The organism is Kytococcus schroeteri, assembly GCF_042433515.1.
GTDB lineage: Bacteria > Actinomycetota > Actinomycetes > Actinomycetales > Dermatophilaceae > Kytococcus > Kytococcus schroeteri.
The window spans coordinates 98,222-119,446 of the sequence record NZ_JBHLVH010000014.1; the positions used below are offsets into that span (position 1 = coordinate 98,222).

20 protein-coding genes are annotated in these 21,225 nt (G+C 73.9%); 15 read left to right on the top strand and 5 right to left on the bottom strand.

Going from position 1 to position 21,225, the window contains the following annotated elements; translation table 11 throughout:
- Positions 1-28: 28 nt before the first annotated feature.
- On the bottom strand, positions 29-445 hold the full coding sequence (locus ACFFHC_RS07510; RefSeq protein WP_101848945.1) for a DUF3054 domain-containing protein: 417 nt from the start codon (positions 443-445) through the stop codon (positions 29-31).
- Between the two features lie 152 nt (positions 446-597).
- Between ACFFHC_RS07510 and ACFFHC_RS07515 the strand changes: the two genes are divergently transcribed.
- From ACFFHC_RS07515 to ACFFHC_RS07545, 7 genes are all read left to right on the top strand, one after another.
- The gene (locus tag ACFFHC_RS07515) at positions 598-1,836 is read left to right on the top strand and encodes an FKBP-type peptidyl-prolyl cis-trans isomerase (RefSeq protein ID WP_101848944.1); all 1,239 of its coding nucleotides are present in this window, start codon (positions 598-600) and stop codon (positions 1,834-1,836) included.
- A 105-nt stretch (positions 1,837-1,941) separates the two neighbouring features.
- A complete protein-coding gene (locus ACFFHC_RS07520) occupies positions 1,942-2,328 on the top strand; it encodes an FKBP-type peptidyl-prolyl cis-trans isomerase (RefSeq protein WP_101848943.1) in 387 nt (128 codons plus the stop codon).
- On the top strand, positions 2,328-3,335 hold the full coding sequence (locus ACFFHC_RS07525) for a helix-turn-helix transcriptional regulator (protein ID WP_379804274.1): 1,008 nt from the start codon (positions 2,328-2,330) through the stop codon (positions 3,333-3,335). Before ACFFHC_RS07520 ends, ACFFHC_RS07525 begins: the two co-directional genes overlap by 1 nt.
- Positions 3,335-4,372, top strand: coding sequence for a helix-turn-helix transcriptional regulator (locus ACFFHC_RS07530; RefSeq protein WP_379804277.1), 1,038 nt, complete (start codon positions 3,335-3,337; stop codon positions 4,370-4,372). Before ACFFHC_RS07525 ends, ACFFHC_RS07530 begins: the two co-directional genes overlap by 1 nt.
- Positions 4,373-4,400: 28 nt before the next feature.
- Positions 4,401-4,772: a twin-arginine translocase TatA/TatE family subunit gene (locus tag ACFFHC_RS07535; protein WP_379804280.1), complete on the top strand. Its 372-nt coding sequence runs from the start codon at positions 4,401-4,403 to the stop codon at positions 4,770-4,772.
- Between the two features lie 5 nt (positions 4,773-4,777).
- Positions 4,778-5,599 (top strand): twin-arginine translocase subunit TatC, encoded by an 822-nt coding sequence (tatC, locus tag ACFFHC_RS07540; protein WP_141494654.1) that lies wholly within the window; start codon positions 4,778-4,780, stop codon positions 5,597-5,599.
- Positions 5,600-5,704: 105 nt separating this feature from the next.
- The gene (locus ACFFHC_RS07545) at positions 5,705-8,557 is read left to right on the top strand and encodes a DEAD/DEAH box helicase (RefSeq protein ID WP_379804285.1); all 2,853 of its coding nucleotides are present in this window, start codon (positions 5,705-5,707) and stop codon (positions 8,555-8,557) included.
- 49 nt (positions 8,558-8,606) lie between these two features.
- On the opposite strand, the gene ACFFHC_RS07550 is transcribed toward ACFFHC_RS07545, so the two are convergent.
- Positions 8,607-9,539 (bottom strand): 5'-3' exonuclease, encoded by a 933-nt coding sequence (locus tag ACFFHC_RS07550; RefSeq protein WP_070703487.1) that lies wholly within the window; start codon positions 9,537-9,539, stop codon positions 8,607-8,609.
- Between the two features lie 69 nt (positions 9,540-9,608).
- On the opposite strand from ACFFHC_RS07550, the gene ACFFHC_RS07555 reads away from it, so the two are divergent.
- Positions 9,609-10,073, top strand: coding sequence for an Lrp/AsnC family transcriptional regulator (locus ACFFHC_RS07555; RefSeq protein ID WP_070703490.1), 465 nt, complete (start codon positions 9,609-9,611; stop codon positions 10,071-10,073).
- 6 nt (positions 10,074-10,079) lie between these two features.
- Here the strand turns inward: ACFFHC_RS07555 and ACFFHC_RS07560 are convergent, their stop codons facing one another.
- Entirely contained in the window at positions 10,080-10,571 is a 492-nt protein-coding gene (locus ACFFHC_RS07560) for an aminoacyl-tRNA deacylase (RefSeq protein WP_070703486.1), read from the bottom strand.
- 66 nt (positions 10,572-10,637) lie between these two features.
- On the opposite strand from ACFFHC_RS07560, the gene ACFFHC_RS07565 reads away from it, so the two are divergent.
- The 5 genes from ACFFHC_RS07565 to ACFFHC_RS07585 all read left to right on the top strand — a co-directional run bounded on the left by ACFFHC_RS07565 (position 10,638) and on the right by ACFFHC_RS07585 (position 16,193).
- Positions 10,638-12,203 carry an amidohydrolase gene (locus ACFFHC_RS07565; protein ID WP_379804290.1) on the top strand — a complete coding sequence of 522 codons (1,566 nt, stop codon included), beginning with the start codon at positions 10,638-10,640 and terminating at the stop codon, positions 12,201-12,203.
- 288 nt (positions 12,204-12,491) lie between these two features.
- Positions 12,492-14,099 carry an apolipoprotein N-acyltransferase gene (lnt, locus tag ACFFHC_RS07570; RefSeq protein WP_070703484.1) on the top strand — a complete coding sequence of 536 codons (1,608 nt, stop codon included), beginning with the start codon at positions 12,492-12,494 and terminating at the stop codon, positions 14,097-14,099.
- Between the two features lie 69 nt (positions 14,100-14,168).
- Positions 14,169-14,963 carry a polyprenol monophosphomannose synthase gene (locus ACFFHC_RS07575; RefSeq protein ID WP_070703483.1) on the top strand — a complete coding sequence of 265 codons (795 nt, stop codon included), beginning with the start codon at positions 14,169-14,171 and terminating at the stop codon, positions 14,961-14,963.
- Positions 14,960-15,595, top strand: a complete 636-nt coding sequence (locus ACFFHC_RS07580; RefSeq protein WP_237769698.1) for an FxsA family protein — start codon at positions 14,960-14,962, stop codon at positions 15,593-15,595. The genes ACFFHC_RS07575 and ACFFHC_RS07580 overlap by 4 nt, the downstream gene beginning before the upstream one ends.
- Positions 15,596-15,842: 247 nt before the next feature.
- The gene (locus tag ACFFHC_RS07585; RefSeq protein WP_070703482.1) at positions 15,843-16,193 is read left to right on the top strand and encodes an RNA polymerase-binding protein RbpA; all 351 of its coding nucleotides are present in this window, start codon (positions 15,843-15,845) and stop codon (positions 16,191-16,193) included.
- Positions 16,194-16,304: 111 nt separating this feature from the next.
- Here ACFFHC_RS07585 and ACFFHC_RS07590 read toward each other — a convergent pair whose 3' ends face one another.
- Positions 16,305-17,678: an AI-2E family transporter gene (locus ACFFHC_RS07590; protein ID WP_379804297.1), complete on the bottom strand. Its 1,374-nt coding sequence runs from the start codon at positions 17,676-17,678 to the stop codon at positions 16,305-16,307.
- A gap of 94 nt (positions 17,679-17,772) precedes the next feature.
- Here ACFFHC_RS07590 and ACFFHC_RS07595 point away from each other — a divergent pair, with 94 nt between their 5' ends.
- Positions 17,773-19,047: a CapA family protein gene (locus ACFFHC_RS07595; RefSeq protein ID WP_181443145.1), complete on the top strand. Its 1,275-nt coding sequence runs from the start codon at positions 17,773-17,775 to the stop codon at positions 19,045-19,047.
- 6 nt (positions 19,048-19,053) lie between these two features.
- Here the strand turns inward: ACFFHC_RS07595 and ACFFHC_RS07600 are convergent, their stop codons facing one another.
- A complete protein-coding gene (locus tag ACFFHC_RS07600; RefSeq protein WP_180802158.1) occupies positions 19,054-20,904 on the bottom strand; it encodes a diacylglycerol kinase family protein in 1,851 nt (616 codons plus the stop codon).
- Positions 20,905-20,995: 91 nt separating this feature from the next.
- Here ACFFHC_RS07600 and ACFFHC_RS07605 point away from each other — a divergent pair.
- Positions 20,996-21,225 (top strand): hypothetical protein (locus tag ACFFHC_RS07605; RefSeq protein WP_070705256.1); only part of this gene is annotated, 230 nt, incomplete at its 3' end.

Here is a 21,225-nt window from a genome sequence, read left to right on the forward strand (position 1 = left end):
GCGCCCCGGAGGGCGCTCTCGGCCCGCCTCAGCCGCGTCGGGCGAGCAGCGCGGCCACGGCGCGCCAGCCGAGCAGCAGCACGCCGAGCACGAGGGTGGTCACCAGCACGAAGGACCAGGCCGTGCCCTGACCGGTGAGCTGGCGCAGGGCCATGCCCACCAGGACGGTGGCCACGAGCACGACGCCCCCATCGGCCAGCGTGTCCGGCACGCGGCGGCGCACCGCGGCGGTGGCCACCCAGCCCAGGGCCGCCCCGGCCCAGAACGGCCAGGCGGTCTCCGGCACGCCGGTGAGCACGTGGCCCGTCTCGTGGCTGCGCCGGCCCAGCCCGGCGAACAGGGCGATCGACCCGGCATCGAGGAGGGCGGCGGCCCACAGCGGCACGCGGCGGGCCAGGGCACGGGCGGAGCGGGGGGCACGGTCAGGGCGCGGGGTGGAGGACATGGCGCCACCGTACGGGGCCGGGGGGCTGCGCCTCCGTCGCCCTGCCCCGGCCGGCGGGATCCTGACCAAAACCACGGCGGATTCCCAGCCAGTGCTCAGGCAGGCGCGTCTACGATGCGGCGAAACCACCGTCAACCGATGAGGATCCACCTGTGAAGCGCACGTCCGTCCGCCTGATCGCCCTGGTGTCCACCGCAGCCCTGAGCCTGACCGCCTGCGGCAACGACGAGTCGAAGGGGGACTCCTCGGACTCCCCGAGCAGCTCCTCGAGCGCCCCGGCCGAGTCCGGCGCGCCGAGCGACGAGGCCTCGCCGTCGGAGGGCTCCTCCGACGGCTCCAGCGAGGGGGCCTCCTCGGACGCCGCCTCGTCTGCGGGTGCCAGCGAGTCCCCGGCCGACCCGTCCGCCTCCGGCAAGGGCGGCAAGGACGCCGACGGCAAGGGCGGCAAGGACGCCAAGCAGCAGAAGGACGCCGACGGCAAGAAGCCGGACCCCAAGAAGGCCGGCAAGCTGGACGACCTCGAGGCCAAGGGTGGCGACAAGCCGTCGCTGACCTTCGGCGACAAGCCGTTCACCGTCTCGGACACCCAGACCCGAGTCGTCGAGGAGGGCGACGGCGAGGAGCTCACCTCCGACCACACCGCCATGCTCGAGTACGCCCTCTACAACGGCACCTCCGGCAAGGAGCTGCAGAACGCGTTCGGCCAGCAGACCGTGCCGCTGAAGATGAACGACGAGCAGACCATCGAGGAGCTGCGCAAGGCCATGGAGGGCCAGAAGGTCGGCTCCACCGTGGCGGTGGCCATCCCCGGCGAGAAGGCCTTCGGCAAGCAGGGCGCCCCGCAGCTGGGCCTGGAGCCCGGCGACACCGTGGTCTACCTCATGAAGATCAAGGACGGCTCCAAGCCGCTCAAGGAGGCCCAGGGCACCGAGAAGGAGGCCCCGGCCGACCTGCCCAAGGCCGAGGTGTTCACCGACAAGCCGGCCAAGATCACCATCCCCGACGCCGAGGCCCCCAAGAAGCTCAAGCAGGCCACCCTCATCGAGGGCGAGGGCGACACCGTGAAGAAGGGCGACACCATCACCGTGCACTACACCGGTGTGAAGTGGGCCAAGGGCAAGGAGGGCGAGAAGTTCGACTCCTCGCACGACCGTGGCGAGCCGGCGGCCTTCCCGATCGGCGTCGGCCAGGTCATCCCGGCCTGGGACGAGGTCTTCGTGGGCAAGAAGGTCGGTTCCCGCGTGGAGCTGGTCGTGCCGCCGAAGGACGGCTACGGCAAGAAGGGCATGCCCGCCGGCGGCATCAAGGGCGACGACACCCTGGTGTTCGTGGTCGACATCCTCGACACCCAGTCCTCCGGACAGCAGGGCGGCGACCAGTCCGGCAAGTGACACCTGGGGCTGCCTGAGCCCCCGCCCATCAGGCACACTGGGCCCTCACACCGACCGTGTGAGGGCCCTTTCGTGCGCCCTTCCCGCCGCACCCCCGGAGGCACCATGAGCGACCAGCCCACCAAGCCCGAGATCGACTTCCCCGAGGGCGAGGCCCCCACCGAGCTGGTGGTCGAGGACCTCTGGGAGGGCGACGGCGCGCAGGCCGGCGCCGGCGACGTCATCGCCGCGCACTACGTGGGCGTGGCCTTCTCCACCGGCGAGCAGTTCGACGCCTCGTGGGACCGCGGCACCCCGCTGCAGTTCCAGCTGGGCGTCGGCCAGGTCATCGCCGGCTGGGACGAGGGCATGCAGGGCATGCGTGTGGGCGGCCGCCGCAAGCTCGTCATCCCGCCGCACATGGCCTACGGCGACGCCGGTGCCGGTGGCGTCATCGCCCCCGGTGAGACCCTCATCTTCGTGGTGGACCTCGTGGCGGTGGCCGAGCGCTGATGGCCGCTGCCGGGCGCGGGCACGACCCCAACCTGAAGACCGAGCGGCTGCTCAACCTTCTGCTCGCGCTCCTGCACACCCGGCGGCCGCTCACCAAGGCGGAGATCCGGCGGATCATGCCGGAGTACCAGGAGGGCAGCGCCGAGGCGTTCGACCGCACCTTCGAGCGGGACAAGAACGACCTGCGCGCCCTGGGCGTGCCCGTGACCACTGCCCCGGTGGACCCCGGCTTCGACGACGAGGAGGGCTACCGCGTCGACCCCGACGAGTACGCCCTGCCCGAGCTGGTCTTCACCGCCGAGGAGCTGACGCTGCTGGGCGTGGCCGCGCGGGTGTGGGGCCAGGCCTCGCTCTCGGCGGCCGCCCAGCGGGCGCTGCACAAGGTGAGCGCGCTGGACCCGGACGCCGACGAGGCCGAGGAACCCGGGGCCGCGGTGCTCGGGGTGCAGCCGGTCATCCGCACCCCGGAGGCCGCCTTCGCGGGCCTGCGCGACGCCATCGGCTCGCGACGTGCGGTGACCTTCGACTACCGCCGCAGCGGGGCGCCGGTCTCGCGGCGGCACGTGCAGCCGTGGGCGCTGCTGCTGCGCCGGGGCCGCTGGTACGTGACGGGCTTCGACGCCGACCGCGACGCCCCGCGCGTCTTCCGGCTCTCGCGCATCCTCGGGCCGGTGCGCGCCACCGGGCCGGCCGGCGCCGTGCAGGTGCCCGCCGACCACGACCCCTCGGCCATGATCGCCGCGGCCACCCGCGGGGCCACCGACACCGTCGGCGCCCGGGTGACGGTGACGCCCGGGCGTGGCTGGGGCCTGCGTCGCTGGGCCGACGAGGTGTCCCCGGGCCCCGAGGGTGACGTCCTGGTCCTCGGCGCGGCCGACCGCTCCCGCATCGTGGGACAGCTGGCCGAGCTGGGGCCGGACCTGCTCTGGGTGGAGCCGGAGGACCTGCGCACCCAGGTGGTCGACCGGCTGCGCCAGGTGTCCGCACCCACGAGCGAGGAGGGCTGATGGCCGCCGAGTCCGCGACCGCGCGCCTGGAGCGCCTGCTGGCCATGGTGCCCTGGCTGCTGCAGCGCCAGGGCGTCGCGATCGAGGAGGCCGCCCGCGCCTTCGGCGTCACCCCCGCGTCGCTCGAGCGCGACCTGCAGCTCGTCTTCATGTGCGGCCTGCCGGGCCGCATGCCCGACGACCTCATCGAGGCCGAGTGGGCCGGCGGGCACGTGTTCCTGCGCAACGCCGACACCATCTCCCGCCCGCTGCGGCTGGGACCGGACGAGGCCGTCACGCTCGTGGCCGGCCTGCGGGCCCTGGCCGGGGCGCCGGGGCTGGGCGAGACGGACCGGCAGCGCGCCACCGCGCTGGCCGACCGCATCGCCGAGGCGGCGGGACCGCTGCGCGCCCTGGTGGAGGGCACGGTGGTGCACGAGACCCCCGGCGCGCACGACGACGAGTTGGCCGCACGCCTGCGCCGGGCGGTGCAGGACCACCGGCTGGTGCGCCTGGTGCACGTGGCCGCCGGTCGCGACGAGGCCACCACCCGCGAGGTGGACCCGATGCGGGTGGTGGCCGTGGACGGCCAGACCTACCTGGAGGCCTGGTGCCGCACCGCGCTGGACGTGCGGCTCTTCCGGCTCGACCGCATCGCCGAGGCCGAGGTGCTCGACGCCGACGGCACCCCGCCGCCTCAGGCCCGCCCCAAGGACCTGGAGGGCGGTGCGTACGGCGGCTCGCCCGACGACCTGGCGGTGGTGCTGGACCTGAGCCCGGAGGTCGACTGGGTGGCCGAGTACTACGGGGCCACCGACCTCGCGGACGCCGGACCCGTGGACCGGGCGGGTGTGCCGGGGCCGCTGCCGGACCCGCCCGCCGACCGCCGCCGGGTGCTCGTGCGGGTGGCGGACCCCGCCTGGGTGCGCAGGCTGGTCTGGACCACCGGGGGAGCGGTGCGCGTGGTGGCACCCGAGGCGCTCGCGGGTGAGGTGCGCCACGGGGCCGAGGCGGCCGCGGCGCGCTTGTCGGGTACTCGCACGGCTACCGTAGAGTGACATCACCCGAAACGATCTAGGAGAGACCATGGGCGCAAGGCTGTTCGACAACTGGTGGACGCTGCTGATCCTCGTCATCGTCATCGTGCTCGTCTTCGCCTCGGCCAAGCTGCCGGACATGGCCCGCAACCTGGGGCGCTCGGCCCGCGTGCTGAAGTCCGAGGTGGGCGAGATGAAGAAGGACGGCAAGGACGAGACGGTCGACGGAAAGGCCACCGAGGTGCGCGCCGAGGCCCGCCCCGACGGCACCCGCGTCACCGAGACCACGGTGCGTGAGGAGAAGTGGACCCCCGAGGCCCACGCCGCCGACTACGACGCCGCCCGTCCGGACTCCCGTCTGGCCGACCCGACCCGTTCGGCCGAGGCCAACAAGCCGTCCGACGGCACCCGCCTGAACTGACGCGCGTGGCCCGCAACCCCTTCTCGAGGAAGGCTCCGAACCCGGAGGGCCGCATGGCCCTCGTGGAGCACTTCAAGGAACTCCGCAACCGCATGCTCATCGCCGCGGTTGCGGTGTTCGTCGGGATGTGCGTGGGGTGGTACTACTACGAGGCCATCGCCGAGTTCCTGATGCGCCCCATCGTGGAGGTGGCCAAGGAACGCGGCAAGGACGACTTCTCGGTCAACTTCGGCGCCGGTGGCGTGACCCAGCCGTTCACCATCAAGGCCAAGATCTCGGCGGTCGTGGGCGTCATCATCGCCAGCCCGATCTGGCTGTGGCAGTTCTGGGCGTTCATCCTCCCTGGCCTGTACCGCCGGGAGAAGATGATCGCCTTCGGGTACTTCCTCGCGGCGGTGCCGATGTTCCTGCTCGGCTGCGCCCTGGCCCTGTGGGCCCTGCCGTCGGCCGTGAAGGCGCTCATCGGGGCCTTCATGCCGGAGGGCGGCACCAACCTCACGGCGGCCGAGCCGTACTTCGCCTTCGTCGGCAACTTCATCCTCTGGTTCGGCATGGCCTTCCTGCTGCCGGTCATCATGGTGGCCGTCAACCACGCCGGCCTGCTGAGCGGCCGGGTCATGCTCCGGGGCTGGCGCTGGGCCACGATCGGTGTGCTCGTGTTCGCGGCCCTGGCGGCACCGGAGCCCACCTCGATGGTGGCGCTCACCATCCCGATGATGCTCATGTACGTCATCGCCTGCGGCATCGCGATCCTGCGCGACAAGATGCGCAAGCGCGACCGTCCGGAGTACCTGGACCTCGACCCGGACACCGCCTCGGCGCTCTGAGCCGCGCCGCCCGGTCCCACGTCGGCCCGTCCCTTCCGGGGCGGGCCGTTCGCGTGCCCGGGCGGTCACCGTGGGGCTGTCGGTGGCTCCACCTAGGGTGGACGCATGTCCAGTCCCTCGGATCGTTTCGCCGCCGCCCAGCGGCGCGCCCGCCACCCGCACCTGCAGGACTTCCTCATGCGGCAGCCGTTCGAGTTGGACGCCTTCCAGGTGACCGCTTGCGAGGCCGTCGAGGACGGGCACGGCGCGCTCGTGGCGGCCCCGACCGGCGCGGGCAAGACGGTGGTGGGGGAGTTCGCCGTGGACCTGGCCCTGGCCACCGGGCGCAAGTGCTTCTACACCACCCCCATCAAGGCGCTGAGCAACCAGAAGTTCCACGACCTGGCGCAGGAGTACGGGGACGCCAACGTCGGGCTGCTCACCGGCGACTCCAGCATCAACGGCAACGCGCCCGTGGTGGTCATGACCACCGAGGTGCTGCGCAACATGCTCTACGCCGACTCCACCACCCTGCACGGCCTGGGCTTCGTGGTCATGGACGAGGTGCACTACCTGGCCGACCGCATGCGCGGCGTGGTGTGGGAGGAGGTGATCCTGCACCTGCCCCAGGACGTGCAGGTCATCAGTCTCTCGGCCACGGTGAGCAACGCCGAGGAGTTCGGCGCCTGGCTGCGGCAGGTGCGTGGCGACACAGAGGTGGTGGTCTCCGAGGTGCGCCCGGTGCCGCTGTGGCAGCACATGATGGTGGGTGACGACCTCTACGACCTGTTCCCCGAGGGAGGGGTGGGCGCCCGGCGCGGCACGGCGCGGGCGGTGAACCCCGAGCTGCTCGCACGGCTGCGGACCGCCGGGGCCGACCGGGGCGGCTGGCACCGCGAGGACGCCGGGGCCCCCAGCGGCCGCCGGGGGCGGGGACGGCGTGGTGGGCCCCGCGGCGGGCGCGACGGCCGCCGGGGCGGGCCGGCCGGCGCCCGGCGCACCGGCACCCCTTCGCGGGCGCAGGTGGTGCGCGCGTTGGACGAGGACGGCCTGCTGCCGGCCATCGTGTTCATCTTCAGCCGGGCCGGGTGCGACGCCGCGGTGCGCCAGCTGCTCTCGGCCGGCACCCGCCTCATCAGCGACGAGGAGGGCGAGGCGATCCACGACGAGGTGGAGGCGCGCGTGCTCTCGGTGGCCCCCGAGGACCTCGGCGTGCTGGGTTACCACGACTTCGTGGAAGGCCTCACCAACGGCTACGCCGCCCACCACGCCGGCATGCTGCCGCTCTTCCGCGAGATCGTGGAGGAGCTGTTCGCCGCCGGGCGCATCCAGTGTGTGTTCGCCACCGAGACCCTGGCCCTGGGCGTCAACATGCCGGCGCGGACCACCGTCATCGAGAAGCTGGTGAAGTTCAACGGCGAGACGCACGCCGACCTCACCCCGGCCGAGTACACCCAACTGACGGGCCGGGCGGGGCGCCGCGGCATCGACGTGGAGGGGCACGCCGTGGTGCTGGCCGGCCCGCGGGTGGACCCCACGCACGTGGCCGGTCTGGCCTCCACCCGCACCTTCCCGCTGCGCTCGAGCTTCCGACCCTCGCCCAACATGGCCGTCAACCTCGTGGACCGGCTGGGGCGGCAGGACGCCCGCACGCTGCTGGAGGAGTCGTTCGCCCAGTTCCAGGCCGACCGCGCGATGGCGGGGCACTCCCGGTCCGTGGAGCGCAACACCGAGGCCATGGAGGGCTACCGGGAGGCCATGGAGTGCCACCTGGGCGACTTCTCGGAGTACGCCGCGCTGCGCCAGGAGCTCACGCAGGCGGAGAAGGACGCGGCCAAGCAGCGCGGGGCGGCCCGGCGGGCGCAGGTGGAGATCGCCCTGGGCGAGCTGGTGCCCGGTGACGTCATCCGTATCGGCTCGGGGCGCCGGGCCGGGCGCGCGGTGGTCATCACCGGGACGCACGGGGTGCGCAAGCAGCACGACGACGTGGCCCTGGTGACCGATGCCGGACGGCTGCGCACCGTGGTGGCCGCCGACCTCGACGAGCCGCCGGTGGTGCAGGGGCGCGTGCAGCTTCCGCAACGGTTCAACCCGCGCAAGCCCAAGGACCGCAAGGACCTGGCCGCCACGATGCGGGCCAAGGTGCCCGACGCCGACCCGCCCCTGACCGCCCGGGAGGAGGGATCCGCCGCCCACCCTGAGGTGCAGGGTGAGGGTTCGACCGGTGCACGGGGCGCCTCGGGGGTCGACCGCATCGACGAGTTGCGGGCCGCGCTGAGGCGCCACCCCTGCCATGCCTGCCCGGACCGGGAGGAGCACGCCCGCTGGGCCACGCGCCTGCACACCCTGGAGCGGGAGACCGCCGGCCTGCGCCGCAAGGTGGCCCGACGCACCCACACCGTGAGCCGCACCTTCGACCGCCTCTGCGCGCTGCTCACCGAGTGGGGCTACCTCTCGGAGGACGGGCAGGAGGTGACCGAGGCCGGGCGCGTCCTGCAGCGGACGTACACCGAGAAGGACCTGCTCGTGGCCGAGATCCTGCAGCGCGGGCTGTGGCAGGGCCTCGACGCCGCCGAGCTGGCCGCGGCGGTGTCGATCGTGGTGCACGAGCCGCGCCGCGGGGAGGTCTCCATCACCCCGTCGATGCCCACCCCGCGCGTGGAGAAGGCCTACGACCGCATGGTGGACCTGTGGTCCCGCATCGAGGACGCGGAGGCCGAGCACCACCTGCCCACCACCGACCAGCCGGACGCCGGCATCGCGTGGATGGTGCACCGGTGGGCCACCGGGGTGCGCCTGGAGACGGTGCTGCGCGACTCGGACCTCTCGGCCGGGGACTTCGTGCGCCGCGCCAAGCAGGTGGTGGACCTGCTGGGCCAGGTGGAGCTGGCCTCTCCCCACGCCTCGGTGCAGGGCACGGCCCGCAAGGCCATGCAGCAGGTGCTGCGCGGCGTGGTGGCCGCCGACCGCGTGGACTGAGCCGGGCTGGGTCGGCCCTGCGCCCCTCCCCGGTGCGGGGTCGCCGCGGTCAGGCCAGCGGCGGCAGGCCCAGCGCGTCCAGCAGGCGCCCGACGGGCCCGCCCAGGTCGTAGCGCTCCACGAGGTCGGCGAGCGCCGCGGGGTCGGCCACCTCCCGGGGCAGGGCCAGCGCCTCGTCGGTGACCTCCAGCGGGGCGTCGCGCGCCACGTCGACCACCCGGGGCGCTGCGGCGAGGTAGTCGCGCCCCTCCTCGAGCCGCGCCCGGCGGGCCCCCTTGAGGCGGTCGTCGCCGCGGTCGAGCGCCTCGGTGATGCCGGCGAGCGACCCGAAGGTGTCCAGCAGCTGCACGGCCGTCTTCTCGCCGATGCCCTTGACGCCGGGCAGTCCGTCCGAGGGGTCGCCGCGCAGCACCGCCATCTCCGCGTAGGCGCGCCCGCTGGCCAGTCCGTACTTCTGCACCAGCCAGGACTCGTCCACCTCGTCGGCGTCGCGCACCCCGCCGCGCGCGGTGTAGAGCACGCGCACCCCGGCCGCGTCGTCCACGAGCTGGAAGAGGTCGCGGTCGCCGGTCACCACCTCCACGGGGCGGCGCCCGGCGGTGCGCTCCACCAGCGTGCCGATGACGTCGTCGGCCTCGTACCCCGGCGCCCCCACCCGGGCGATGCCGAGGGCGGCCAGCAGGTCCACGATGACGGGCACCTGCGGCACGAGGTCCGGCGGCGTGTCCTCGGTGGTGCCCGTGGTGTCGCCGGGCGCCAGGCGGTGCTCCTTGTAGGAGGGGATGGCCTCCACGCGGAAGGCCGGCCGCCAGTCGTCGTCCCAGCACATCACCAGGCCGCCGGGGGAGCGGTGCGCCACGAGGGAGGCGGTCATGTCCACCAGACCCCGCACGGCGTTGGTGGGCGGGGCGGCCGGGTCGCGGCGACGGTCGGGCACCCCGTGGAAGGCCCGGTAGTACAGGCTGGCGGCGTCGATGAGCATCAGTGGTGCGTCGGTCACACCCTCAGCGTAGGCGGCGTGGCGCGGACGCCGGCCGCCTACGCTGGCCCCGTGCCCCAGGAACTCGACGCCACCGACCGCTCCATCGTCAGCCACCTCTCGCAGGACGGCCGCATGAGCTACACCGAGCTGGCGCAGCGGGTGCACCTGTCCACCTCCGCGGCCCACCAGCGCGTGCGCCGGCTGGAGGACAACGGGGTCATCCGCCGCTACGGGGCGGTGGTGGACCCCGAGGCGGCGGGTCTGCCGATCACGGCGCTGCTCTCGCTGACGCCCTTCGACCCCGGCGCCCCGGACGACGTGCCCGAGCGCCTGCACCACCTCACGGAGATCGAGGCGTGCTGGTCGGTGGCCGGGTCGGCCAGTTACGTGCTGCTGGTGCGCGTCAGCCGGCCCAGCGTGCTGGAGGAGCTCATCGCCGAGATCCGTTCCACCGCACGGTGCTCCACCACCACCACGATGGTGCTCACCACGCCGTGGGAGAACCGCACGGCCTTCGCCCACCTGGGGGAGTGAGGCGCCTCAGGCCTGCCGCACGTCGGCCAGCCGTGCACCGGTGGCGGTGAGCAGCGCGTCGGGGGAGAGTTCCACGTCGAAGCCGCGGCGCCCTCCGCTGACGAACACGGTCCCGTGGTCGGTGATGCGCTGGTCCACGAGCATCGGAAGGCGTGTCTTCTGCCCGAAGGGGGAGATGCCGCCCACCACGTAGCCGGTGGCGCGCTCGGCGGCGGCCACGTCCGCCATCGAGCAGCGCTTCACCCCCAGCTCACGCGCCACGGCCTTGGTGTCCAGGCGGTCGGCCACGGCCACCACGGCGACGGCCAGCTCGTGGCGGCCCTTGGCCCCGGAGTCCACCACGAGCGTCTTGAAGATGCGCTCCTCGGGGATCCCGAGGGCCTCGGCAGCCTCCTGCCCGTAGCCCTCCACGTCGTCCTCGTGGCCGAAGGCGTGGCCGGTCCACGGGACGCCGGCGGCGTCGAGGGCGAGCGTGGCGGGCGTGGTGGGGATCCTCATGCCCCGATCCTGCCAAGCCGGGTGGGTCGCGGCGCGCGCCGGGGCCTGCTGGCCCACACTGGCGCCATGGAGACGATCGTCCTGGAGCAGGTCACGCTGTGGAATCCCGACACCCTGCCGGTGCCGGGGCAGACCGTGGTGCTGGAGGCCGGCCGCGTGGCCTGGCTGGGTCCGGCCGACCGGGCGCCGGACACCTCCGGGCTGCGCGACGCCCACGTCCTGGCCGGTGAGGGGCGCCTGGTCACGCCGGCGTTCGTGGACGCCCACGCGCACGTCTCGGCCACCGGTGAGGTGCTCGGCGGGGTGGACCTGGCGGGCACCCGGAGCGTCGGCGAGGCCCTGGACCGCATCGCCGAGGCCGCCCGCCAGCGCCCCGGCACTCCGGTGTTCGCCCACTCCTGGGACGAGACCCACTGGGCGGAGAACCGGGCCATGACCTCCGCGGAGCTCGACCGCGCCTCCGGCGGCGGGGTGGTCTACGCCCCGCGTGTGGACATGCACGCCGCCACGGTGTCCTCCTCCCTGGCGGCCGTGGCCCAGGTGGCCAGCAAGGACGGGTGGGACGGCGTGGGCACCGCCACCCGGGCCGCCCAGGACGCGGTGGTGGCCGCCTGGGCGGCGAGCGTGGGCCCGGACGCCCGCCGCCGCAACATCGCCTTCGCCCTCGATGCCGCGGCCCGCGCCGGGGTGGGCACGGTGCACGAGATGGGCGCGCCCAATCTCACCAGCCCCGACGACGTGCGCGACGTGGTCGACGCCGGGGGAGCCGGCACGGTACGCACGGACGCCTACTGGGGGGAGTGGGTCGACGACCCGGTGCGCGCCTCCCACCTGCGGCAGGCCCTCGGCGTCATCGGGCTGGGCGGCGACCTCTACCTGGACGGCAGCTTCGGCGCCCGCAACGCCGGCCTGCTCGAGCCGTACAGCGACGCCCCGGACACCACCGGCGACCTGTACCTCACCGTCGAGGAGGCCGCCACGCACCTGGTGGCCTGCACGCGGGCCGGGGTGCAGGGCGGGTTCCACGCCATCGGCGACGCGGCGGTGCAGGTGGCGGCCGAGGCCCTCGAGGAGGCCGCCCGGCAGCTGGGCGACGCCGCCGTGCGCGCCGCGCACCACCGCATCGAGCACGTGGAGCTGCCCTCCCCCCAGGCCATGCGCACCTTCGCGCGCCTCGGGGTCACCTGCTCCATGCAGCCGATGTTCGAGGGCCTGTGGGGCGGCGGGGACGATCTCTACGCCACTCGGTTGGGCCGCCGCTGGCAGGAGACCAACCCGTGGCGCCGCCTGGACGAGCTCGGCGCGCCGGTGTGCTTCGGGTCGGACTCCCCGGTGACCCCCTGGGACCCGTGGGGCGCCCTGCGCTCGTGCGTGCGCCCGCAGAACCCCGGCGGCCTGCTCACCGCGCCGCGTGCCCTGGCCCTGCACACGCAGGCCGGGTGGCACGCCGCCGGGCGGGCCGGGGGCACCCTGCGCCGCGGCGGCGAGGACGACCTGGTGCTCTGGGACACCCGCGTGCCCACCGTGGCCCGGGATCTCGACGACTGGGTGGCGGACTCCTCCACGCCGCAGGCCCTGCTCACCGTGGTGGACGGCCACCTGGCGCAGTCCAGCGGAATCCCCACGATGTAGTTCACCCGCGAGGCACCCGCCCCTGACCTGCGAAAACGTCCGTTTGCGCAGGTCAGGGCCGGATTGACTCGCGCCAGCCAGCAGGTAGTTTCTGCGCATCACCGATGGCTCCCCACGGGGCGCCCGGTGACCGGGAGGACCACGCTCAGTAGAAAACGTGGACGTGTCGGCACCCAGCCGGCCCGACCGCGGCCCCAACGGCGTGGTCCTCTCGGTCACCGCACGGTCAGCCGGCGACGTACCGGGGGCGAGGGGCGACGCAGCCAGCGTCGCGCCTACACTCCCGGCGTGGTCGCCCTCCTCCAACGCGTGCTCGCCGCCGCCGTGGGCGGCACGCTCGTGTACCTCGCGCACCCCGACGCCGACCTCTGGTGGGCCGCCGCCCCGGGGGTCGCGCTCCTCACCCTGGCCACCCGCGGTGCCCGGCTGCGCACCGGCGCCCTGCTGGGCCTGCTGGCCGGCCTGTGCACCTTCGTGCCGCTCCTGCCGTGGTCCGGCGTCTACCTCGGCGTCGAGGCGTGGCTCGCCCTCGCGGTCTTCCAAGCCGTCTACCTCGTGCCGATGGGGTGGGCCCTGGCCGCCACCCAGCGGTGGACCTCCCGGCTGCGGCCGGCCGCCGAGGCCGTGGCCCTGCCCGTGCTCACCGCCGCGCTGTGGGTCTCCCAGGAGTGGCTGCGCGGATCCCAGCCGTGGGGCGGCTTCAGCTGGGCCCGACTGGCCTTCTCTCAGTCCCACGCCCCCACGCTGCCGGTGGCGCAGTACCTCACCGCCGCGGGGCTCTCCGCCTGGGTGGCCGCCACCGGGGGAGTGCTGGCCGTCGCCGTGCTCGCCGCGGCCCGGGCGCGATGGGGGCATGCGGCCGGGTCGCTCGCGGCGGCCGGTGCGCTCACGGCATCGCCGCTGCTGCTGCCGCTGAGCACCCCCACCGGCCCGGAGGTCGAGCTGCTGGCGGTGCAGGGCGACGCCCCGCAGACCGGCTTCCAGTTCGACCACGGCGCCCGCCAGGTGCTCACCAACCACACCGCCCTGGTGCAGCAGGCCGCCCGCGAGGTGGCGGACGGCACGCGCCCCGCCCCGGACGTGGTGCTGCTGCCGGAGAACGCCGCCGACGCCAACCCGCTGACCGACCAGCGCGCCGCCGAGCTGGTGGCCGAGGCGAGCCTGGCCGTCGACGCCCCGATGCTGCTCGGCGCCATCCCGCGCGAGCCCGGCCCGGGCCCCAGCAACGCGGTGCTGCAGTACCTGCCCGGGCAGGGTCCCGTGGCCCGCTACGACAAGCAGCACCTCGTGCCCTTCGGGGAGTGGGTGCCGCTGCGGCCCCTCGTCCGGGCGATCACCGCGAAGGCCGACCTCGTGCCGCAGGACTTCGTGGCCGGCGCCGCCCCGGGGGTGATGGACCTGCCGGTGCGCCGGGAAGTCTCACAGGACGGGGTGCTGCGCCTGGGCCTGGGCATCTGCTTCGAGGTGGCCTACGACGACCTCATGCGCGACCCGGTGGAGCGCGGCGCAGGCATGCTCTTCGTGCCCACCAACAACGCGAGCTTCGGCCACGGCGCCCAGTCCACCCAGCAGCTGGCCATCAGCCGGGTGCGGGCCGTGGAGCACGCCCGCACGGTGGCGCAGGTGAGCACCATGGGCACCAGCGCCGTCATCGGCCCCGACGGGCGCACCCTGACCACCCACGACGGGCGGACGCAGACCGGCCTGTACGAGCCCGCCCTGCTCTCGGTGACCGCCCCGCTCAACGACGCGACCACGCCGGCCACCCGCCTGGGCAACTGGCCCACCTGGGTGCTCGGCGCCGTCGCGGCCCTGGGCACCAGCGCCGGGCTGTTGCCGCGCCGCGCCACGGCGACGTCGGCCCCTCGGGGGACCGGCGCACACCGCGCGGCATGATGGGATGACCCGGACGTCTCCCGGTGTTGCACCGGCGACCACCCCAGACCCGATGGAGAACGAGACCCCGTGAGCCAGACCACCGCCCGCACCGCGCCCCTGCAGCGCGTGGCCGTCCTGATCCCCACCTACAACGAGGCCGAGAACATCGAGTGGATCGTCGGGCGCGTGCGCGCCGCGACCCCGCAGGTGGACGTGGTGGTGCTGGACGACAACTCCCCGGACGGCACCGGTGAGATCGCCGACCGCATGGCCGCTGCCGACCCGCAGGTGCACGTGCTGCACCGCAAGGGCAAGGAGGGCCTCGGACGCGCCTATCTCGCCGGCTTCGCGTGGGCCCTGGAGCAGGGCTACGACGCCGCGGTGGAGATGGACGCCGACGGCTCCCACCAGCCCGAGCAGCTGCACCTGCTGCTGGAGGCCGCCGACCGCGGTGCCGACCTGGTGCTGGGCTCCCGCTGGGTGCCCGGCGGCAGCGTTGTGAACTGGCCGCTGGACCGCAAGATCATCTCGATGGCGGGCAACCTGTACATCAAGATCGCCCTGGGCATGCCGCTGGGCGACGCCACCGGCGGCTACCGCGTGTACCGCGCCAGCGCCCTGCGCGCCATGGACCTCACCACCGTGGACTCGGTGGGCTACTGCTTCCAGGTGGACATGGCCTGGCGTGCGGTCCGCTCCGGCATGCGCGTGGTGGAGGTGCCGATCGAGTTCATCGAGCGCGAGCGCGGCAACTCCAAGATGGACTCCTCCATCGTCAAGGAGTCGCTGGTGCGGGTGACACGCTGGGCCGTGGAGCACCGCCTCGGCCAGGTGCGCCGCGCCCTGGGCCGCGGCCGGACTCAGGAGCTGGGCCACCGGTGAGCCCCCGTGTGATCTCCTCCGGCGCCGGGCGCACCCGGCGCCGTCGCCCCCGCTGGATGGTGGCCCTCAGCGTGCTGCTGCTGGTCATGCCGATGCTGGAGGTCGCCGTCATCATCAGCGTCGGCCAGCAGATCGGCATCGGGTGGACACTGCTGATGCTCGTCTTCTGGTCGAGCCTCGGCGCCTGGCTGGTCACGCGCGAGGGCTCGCGCACCTGGAAGCTGCTCAAGAACTCCCTGGCCACCGGCCACGAGCTCTCGCGGCAGCTCACCGACGCCGCGCTGGTGCTGGTGGGCGGCACGCTGCTGCTGGCCCCCGGCTTCGTGACCGACGCCATGGGCCTGTTCCTCGTGGTGCCCTTCACCCGGCCGATCACGCGCCGGGTGCTGCAGCGCGTGGTGGAGAAGAAGCTCCTCGGCGGCCTCATCGGCGGCGACCCCTTCGGCGAGGAGCCGATGGGCTTCGGCGCCTGGGGGAGTGGCCCCGCGGGACCCTCCGGGTTCGGCACCCCCACCGACGACGCGCGCACGAGTCCGCCCCGCCCGGGTGCGGGCACGTCAGGGTCCGCCACGGCGGGGGAGGACGAGGTGCTCGAGGGCGAGATCGTCGACCCGCCCCGGTGGTCGCGCTGAGGTGTGCCACGCCACGGGGCCGTGAACTGGCGGTGAACACCGCACCTCTGGCACACTGACGGATTGCCGCTCTGCAGCGGCACCTCACACCCCATCGGGGTGGCCACCCGGGAACACGCGCACGTCACCGTGCGTTCACCTGTGCGTGGCACGGGCCGTCGCGCGTCACGAGACCGCGCCGACGCCCACCGACGGACCACCAGTCACCCAGCGTCCGCCCCCTCGCCGGGGCATCAGGAGTACAAGCATGGCCGAGCGTTCCCTGCGTGGCACCAACCTGTCCGCCCTGTCGATGGAGAGCGACGAGAACGTCACCTTCAGCGAGCGACAGCTGGTGCGCTACAACTGCCCCGAGGGCCACGTCACCGAGCTGCCCTTCTCCGTGGAGGCCGAACTCCCCGCCCTGTGGGAGTGCCGCTGCGGCAAGGAGGCCAAGCTCGAGAACGGCCCGGAGCCGGAGCGCAAGCCCACCAAGCCGGTGCGCACCCACTGGGACATGCTCCTGGAGCGCCGTTCCATCCCGGAGCTCGAGGAGCTCCTCGAGGAGCGCCTGCAGTACCTGCGCGACCGTCGCGGCGTGACCAAGAAGGCCAGCTGACGATCCCCCGAGCCGCGTGCCGACCCCCTCGGCCGGCACGCACGACGGAGCCCCACGCACCATCCCCCCTCCGGCGCGTGGGGCTCCGTCGTGTCAGGACCCGCTGCGGCCTCAGCCGCGCTCGGGGTCCAGCCCCTCCACGGTGGCTCCGCTGCCGCGGTCGCGGGGACCGTCGGGACTCGGCTGCGGGTCCAGCGGCTGGCCGTCGGAGTCGACGCAGACCGGCACCACAGCGGTCGGTTCGCGGGACTCCTCCTGCTCCCGGCGGGTCTCCTCGTCCTCCAGCAGGTCCTGCCGGCGGGCGCGGGTCTCCGGGTCGTCCATGGAGCGCAGGTCCACCTGCTCGTTGAGGTAGCGCAGCACCACCACCACGCTCGCGGCCACCGGGACGGCCAGGAAGGCGCCGGGGATGCCCCACATGGAGCCACCCACGGCCACCGAGAGCAGCACGATGCCCTCGTGCAGCTGCATGGCCTTGCCCTGCACGATCGGCTGCAGGATGTTGCCCTCCACGTTCTGCACGAAGAGCACGATGCCCAGCAGGATGAGCGCCTTGGTGAGGCCCACGGAGACCAGCGCCACGAGCACGCTCAACGTACCGATCGTGACGGCACCCACGATGGGCACGAAGCCACCGAGGAAGGTGAGGATGGCCAGGGCACCCCACATCGGCACGCCGAGCACCACCAGGCCGATGCCGATGAGGGTGGCGTCGACCGCCGAGATGATGGCCTGGCTGCGCACGTAGCCGCTGAGGGTGCTCCACAGGCGGGTACCCAGGGCGGTGATGTGCGGGGCCGCGGCGCGTCCCGAGAGGTGGCTCACCCACGGCAGGAAGCGGTCGCCGTCGCGGACGAAGAAGAAGGTGAGCACCAGGGTCATCAGGGCCGTCACGAAGGCCGACCCGACGGCCGCGACGCCGCTGAAGACACCCTTGCCGATCTCACCGCTGGCGTCCTGGATCTTGGTGGTCAGCTGGTCGATCGCCTTGTTGACCTGCTGGTCCTGGATGTTCAGCGGCGGCCGGGAGGCCCAGTCCTGCACCTGCTCGATGCCGGTGACGGTGCGCTCGGCCAGCTGGCCGCTCTGGTCCACCATCGAGGGGATGATGGCCGAGAGGACCGCCAGCAGCAGCACCAGCGCCCCGAGCACCGTGGTCAGGGCCGCCAGACCGTTGGGCATGAAGGAGCGCAGCAGCCGGGCCACCGGCTGGAGCACCGAGGCCAGGATGAGGGCCAGCAGCAGGGGCAGGACGCCCACCCAGAGCTTGCCCACGAGCCACAGCACGGCCCCCAGCGCCGCCATGACGAGCAGGAGGCGGCCCGCGAACGCCGCCGTGGAGCGGAACCCCCGGGCGATGACCTCGCTGCGGTCGCCCACGGAGTCGGGGTCGCGATCCGGTGCGCGTCGGGCATCGTCATTGCGGACCCGCAGGGCCTCCAGACCCTTGGGTTCCCACCTGCGCAGGTGTGTCAGTCGATTCACGCGCGCCATGGTGTCACGGTGGCAGCCTGCAGGCACCCGGACCGCGGCGGGGCGTGACAGCCGACTGACAGTGCTGCCCCCTAGGGTGCCGGGCGTGATCTCCCCGCGCCGTACCCTCGCCCTGACCGCTGCCGCCACCACGTTGATCGTCGGGGGTGGGTGTGCCGAGCAGTCCGGGCAGGACCCGTCCACCGGCTCCACCGCGACCACCGCCTCCTCGCCCGTGACCGGCTCGCCGGGGGAGTCCGCGTCGTCCGAGCCGTCGGCCTCCGCCGACCCGTCGGCCACGCCGTCGGACTCCCCGTCCACCGCGGCCTCCGCCGACCCGTCGGCCCCCAGCTCCTCCGAGCCCTCGCCCTCCTCCGACCCCGCCCCGGAGGGTGCCGTGGTGCCGCCCGCGCAGCGTCCCGACGACCCAGCCGCCGGCCCGGTCCACCTCGCGGTCGTCGGCGACCTCAAGCTCGCCCACCGGGCGGCCGGTGACATCACCGCGGGCCGGGGGTCCCGGGTGTTCGCCGGCGTCGCCGACGAGCTGGCCTCCGCCGACCTCACGCTGGGCAACCTCGAGACCACGCTGGGCACCGCCCGGGACCAGGGCGACCGGCAGCACAAGCGGTACACCTTCATGTCGCCGCCCTCCTCGCCGGAGGTGCTGCTGGACGCCGGCTTCGACCACGTGAGCCTGGCCAACAACCACGTCTACGACTTCGGCGAGCCCGGCATCCTCTCCACCGTCCGTGCCCTCGACCAGGCGGGGCTGCCGCACTCGGGGGCCGGCGCCGACCCCCGGGCCGCCCGCGAGCCAGCGGTCCTGGAGGCCAACGGCCGGCGGATCGCAGTGCTCAGCTACATGGACGTGCCTGCCGACAACGCCCGCATCTTCTTCTCCAACAAGCAGTGGGAGGCCACCTCCCAGCGCGCCGGCGTCGCCTGGGGACACCCCGAGCAGGTGGCCCAGGACGTGGCCGCGGTCCGTGACCAGGTGGACGACGTGCTCGTGGTGATGCACGCCGGGCGGGAGAACAAGACCTTCCTCGTGGAGGAACAGCGCGCCATCGCACAGGCCGCCCTGGACGCCGGCGCCACGGCCGTCCTGGGCCACCACGCGCACGTGCTCCAGGGCTACCGGCAGGACCCGCAGGACGGCACGGCGGTGGCCTGGGGGCTGGGCAACTTCGTGTTCGACGGCTATCCCGAGGGCGCCGAGCAGACCGACTCGGCCATCCTGCACCTCACACTGGACGACCAGGGCGTGACCGACCTGTCGTTCACGCCGGTGGCGCTGCGTGGCGGCTACCCGGTGGCCCTCGACGAGACCTCCGGGCGGGGCCGCGCGATCCTCGACCGGCTGGAGCGCCTCGAGAAGTGAGCCCGCTCAGCGGGCCGGGACGGGCCGGGTGCCGTCGGTGTCGGCCAGCGCCGGCACCCCGGCCGCGACGGCGGCCTCCACGCGCTGCACCGCCGCGGTGTCGATGAGGCCGAGCTGCCCGGCCACCCGCGCGGCCTGGGCCCAGTCGTCCACGGGGTGCACTCCCGCGGCCCGCCAGCGCTCGCGGGTGGCCTCGTCCACCTCGGTGACGCAGTGGATGAAGGCCGCCGTGAGGTGATCCGGCCAGCGGCGGCGCACCTCGAGGGCCACCTCGGCATCGGCCTGGCCGGAGTCGCCGAGGAAGACCTGCCGACACTCGGGGAACAGCGCGGCATCGCGGCGCATGTTGCGCACCTTGCCGTCGCGCATCCGTCCCCGGTCCACGAGCCCGCGGACGGTCCCGGTGAGGATGGTGTGCGCCGGCAGCCCCAGCCCGGTGAAGCCCTTGGCCGAGTAGCGCTCCAGCAGGTCGCGCGGACCGGCGGGACGGGCGGTGACGAAGGTCAGGTCGCCCGGGCGGGAGGCGTCGCCCGCGGCGTCGGAGCGGTCCAGGGCCACGAGCAGTTCCACCACGCCCGGGTAGACGGTGCCCCGGTCGTACCGGCGGTCGTGGAGGTTGGCCTTGAAGGTGTCGTCGATGTCGCTGAGCACCCGCAGCTCGTCGTGCGGCACCGCCTGGGCAGCGATGTGGTCGAGCACCCGGCGCCGCTGCCCGGCATCGAGCACGTCGTAGACGAAGTGCTCCAGGTCGTGCCCGTCGCCGCCGGAGTTGAGCAGGTACTTGACCTCCTGGAAGTGCTCGCCCTGGAGGGCCAGCAGGGCGGAGGTCACCGCCTCGCGCTCGGCCGGGGTGATGCCACCCTCGCGCAGGGAGCGGATGACCGCGACAACCCCGGCGGGGGTGGCGCTGGTGAGCACGTGCGGGTCGAGCGCGGGGCTGGAGTCGCGCGCCGGGTGGGGGCGGGCCACCCACAGGGCAGCGGGCTCCACCGAGCAGGTGAGCTCCCACACCTCGCCCAGCGGGTCGCCGTCGAGGTGGGCCGGGGCGGGGGAGTCGGGGCGCAGCGTGGCGGTCGCCGTGGAGTGCCGGCGGATGCCGGGCAGGCGCGGCACCTGCGGCAGCACCCCCGCCAGGGCCACGGTGAGCCACTCCACGAGCGGGTCGGGGTCCACCACGACCACCTGGAGCAGGCCGTCGTCCATGCGGGCCGAGGAGACGCCGAGCCCCCACGGGATGGCCCCGGAGTTGGTGACCAGCACGCTCCACGGTTCCCCTTCCTCGCCGTCCACGGTGACCGGCCAGCCGGGGTCGGCGGCCCGCGCCAGGGCCGGGCGCACGTAGGCCCGCCACCCGTGGCGCTCCTTGTCGGCACTCTCCACGTCCTGGATGATCGCGGCGTCGTGACCCATGCCGGCGGTCACCAGGAAGGTGCCGCGCTGCAGCCCCTCGGTGCCGCGCCAGGTGGCGCGCCCGACGTCGATGTGGTCGCCGGCGGTGGTGACCGCGGCCGTCACCGCGTGGCGCAGGCCCTTGCGGGTCAGCTGGGCCAAGCCGAGGTTGCGGGCGGCCAGGTTGGCGGTGCCGGTGGGCACGATGCCCAGGACGCACTCGGTGCCCGCCAGCGCGTCGGCCACCTGCCGCACCGTGCCGTCGCCTCCCACCACGACCACGCGCGTGGCCCCGGCTGCGAGCGCCTCCCGGGCCTGCTCGGCGCCGGGGGAGTCGGGGGTGGTGGACAGCACGAGCGGCGCGGGCCACCCGAGTTCGGCCACCACCTCGCGCGTGGCCCGGACGGCGGGAGAGGACAGGGCGTGCACGGGATTGACGACCACGGCCAGCTGCGGGGACGTGTCCATGCCGGGGAGCCTAGTGCGATTCTGGGTGCGCGGAATCGCGTCGTGGGGCAAGATGGGGACGCTGAAGTTCACGCCGACGAAGGGACCCCCCATGGCCTCCAAGGAGATCGAGTTCATCAAGAGCGTGGACCGGCTGCATGCCTTCTACACGGAGAACGTGCGCATGCTGGCCAACGCCTACGAGCTGCCGGTGGAGGACGCCGCCCAGCTGCTGGCCCGGTACGAGTTCCACAACGTCTCGCGCGCCATCCTGCACCCGCCGCGGGTGGAGAACCCGGTGGAGCAGCTCGAGCGCGAGCTGGACGAGCGCCGGGAGGACTG